This is a genomic window from Bacillus sp. SRB3LM, from assembly GCF_015712745.1.
Taxonomy (GTDB): domain Bacteria; phylum Bacillota; class Bacilli; order Bacillales; family Bacillaceae_G; genus Bacillus_A; species Bacillus_A thuringiensis_K.
This window is the reverse complement of the sequence record NZ_VWVQ01000016.1, coordinates 1-2,063: the sequence shown is the minus strand read 5'-3', so window position 1 is coordinate 2,063 and position 2,063 is coordinate 1. Positions and strand designations below refer to the sequence as shown.

The window sequence follows — 2,063 nt, the reverse complement described above, 5'->3', positions numbered from 1 at the left end:
CTGTTTCGCCAGTAGGACCTGTTTCGCCAGTAGGACCTGTAGCGCCAGTAGGACCTGTAGCGCCAGTAGGACCTGTAGCGCCAGTAGGACCTGTAGCGCCAGTAGGACCTGTAGCGCCAGTAGGACCTGTCGAACCCGTTTGACCTGCAATATTAACAGATACATCATCCACAAGCAAATCTCTTGTATTGTTTTGCTTTTGTGAAGCAATCAATAACATAGCTTGAGTCGTGCCAATTGGTGCCATGGTAGTGTCTGCTTGTACATTCTCCCATGACAGCGAAGCAGTTGGAATACTGCTACCTAGTACCGTTACTGCTAAACCTACTGATAAAAACGTAAAATTCACATCATAAAATACAACTTGTATGAGAACATCATCAATAAATCCAGCTCCATCTTTTGCTAAAAATAAAGAAACATTCAATGCTTCCCCTGCATTTACTGCAAAAGTTTGTAGTATATATGGATGATCCCCTACCTCTAATTCTGCCGAAAAGGAACCTGTATGAGCAAACTGGTTGGTGACAAATGCATGATTCGCGAGCCATGGGGGAAACGCACCTGTTTCAAACGAACCATTTATAATTAAATTAGCCATTTTATACATCCTTCCTAATGATTCTTATCTATCATATTGTCGTTCATTGAATATTTTCCATAACTACTCAGTCTTTCAGATCAATATTTACAGTATACTCACTCAATTTTTGATTTACAGACTATTACTTCTTCATGATTATAAATTCGAAACATAATATTAAGCTAAAATGTTTAGTCGTTTTTAGTATATGATAGCCGAGTAGTTATTATAAAATATGTTTGTCCCTTCAAATAGTGCACCTTAAATTACGAAAAGTTAGTTACGAATATTATTCCATATAGGTAGACAGTAAAAAAGAGTTCATTTGGTATGATATGATCCCCTTATAGTAGACCGGAAAAAGAAAGCGAATTAACCTGTTTACTATGGAGGGGATTTTTCTATGTGCAAAATTAGGGTCACTTACGATGTGGAATTTAAGAAAAAAGCTATAGATTTATATTTAAAAGAAGGTATGAGCTATAAAACTATTGGGACAGAATTAGGTATTCATCATTCAGTTGTAAGTCGATGGGTGAAACACTTCAAAGCTCAAGGTATCAAAGAACTAGAAGAAAAACGTGGGAAAGCAAAAGGTCCTGGTTTAGATAGACCAAGAATGAAATTCGAAGATTTAGAGGCTAAGATTAAGCGATGAGAAGTGGAGAATGCGATGTTAAAAAGCTCTTAGGAATGTAAAATTAGGCATGCCAGCTATATCCAAAATGAGAGAGCGACATGCAGTGCCTTCTAAAAAACAATTAGCGGACACTGTATTTAAGAAAAAATATTGAAGAGGGATTTATGGATATGAAAGAATACAAGTGTGGCTTAAAGCCACATATAACCTTCATTTGAATTATAAGCGTATTCAAATATTGATGAGTAAATTAGGAAAAAACGACCTTATTACGACAAAAAAGAGGCGTATGAGATTTCAGATGATCATTTAAATAGAGATTTTCAAGCTTCAAGACCAAATAAGAAATGGAAAACAGATATTACCTACTTAAATGTTAATGGACAGCGGCTGTACTTATCCGACATTAAGGATTTATATAATAATGAGATTTTTGCCTATGAAATCAGTCGTAGAAATGACTTAAAGCTTGTTTTAGATACACTTAAAAAGGCAAAGAAAAAACGAAATGTTTAACGGTATAGTAGCTTGTATGTGCAACAGCTGTTTCAACTACATAACACATGCGATATTTAGACGAATTGCCTTATTCAGCAGTGTTTACTGAATTGAGTAATTCTTTCCTTTTTAAATAAAAAATGAGACATGCTTTTTTTACAACTTGTATAGAAAATTTTACATTTATTTCAAACAATTTGCTTGATTTATCGTTTACTTGCACCAGTATCATATGTCCTGTTATTATATAACGCCATAAAAAAGAGACAAAATCTAGGTTGAGAGAAGGTACTCCTAGGTTCTGTCTCTTTCTTTTACGTTCTGATACATTCTCATGAATAG

The 2,063-nt window shown here is 34.8% G+C and carries 5 protein-coding genes; 3 read left to right on the top strand and 2 right to left on the bottom strand.

From position 1 onward, the window contains the following. On the bottom strand, positions 1-601 hold a 601-nt coding region (locus F3I02_RS10930), incomplete at its 3' end, for an NTTRR-F1 domain (RefSeq protein ID WP_196477990.1). 385 nt (positions 602-986) lie between these two features. Here F3I02_RS10930 and F3I02_RS10925 point away from each other — a divergent pair. The 3 genes from F3I02_RS10925 (at position 987) to F3I02_RS34860 (ending at position 1,739) form a co-directional block, all read left to right on the top strand. Then, complete coding sequence (locus F3I02_RS10925) at positions 987-1,241, top strand: helix-turn-helix domain-containing protein (RefSeq protein WP_196477989.1); 255 nt, start codon at positions 987-989, stop codon at positions 1,239-1,241. 142 nt (positions 1,242-1,383) lie between these two features. Beyond that, positions 1,384-1,536 (top strand): IS3 family transposase, encoded by a 153-nt coding sequence (locus F3I02_RS34865; protein ID WP_374058643.1) that lies wholly within the window; start codon positions 1,384-1,386, stop codon positions 1,534-1,536. Further along, positions 1,473-1,739, top strand: a complete 267-nt coding sequence (locus F3I02_RS34860) for a DDE-type integrase/transposase/recombinase (RefSeq protein ID WP_196477991.1) — start codon at positions 1,473-1,475, stop codon at positions 1,737-1,739. Before F3I02_RS34865 ends, F3I02_RS34860 begins: the two co-directional genes overlap by 64 nt. 70 nt (positions 1,740-1,809) lie before the next feature. On the opposite strand, the gene F3I02_RS33870 is transcribed toward F3I02_RS34860, so the two are convergent. Next, the coding region (locus tag F3I02_RS33870) for a hypothetical protein (protein WP_230876814.1) at positions 1,810-2,063 on the bottom strand (254 nt) is incomplete at its 5' end.

Excerpts from the sequence above, each read along its gene's own strand:
- F3I02_RS10925 (WP_196477989.1), top strand. The coding sequence starts at position 987 with ATGTGCAAAATTAGGGTCACTTACGATGTGGAATTTAAGAAAAAAGCT.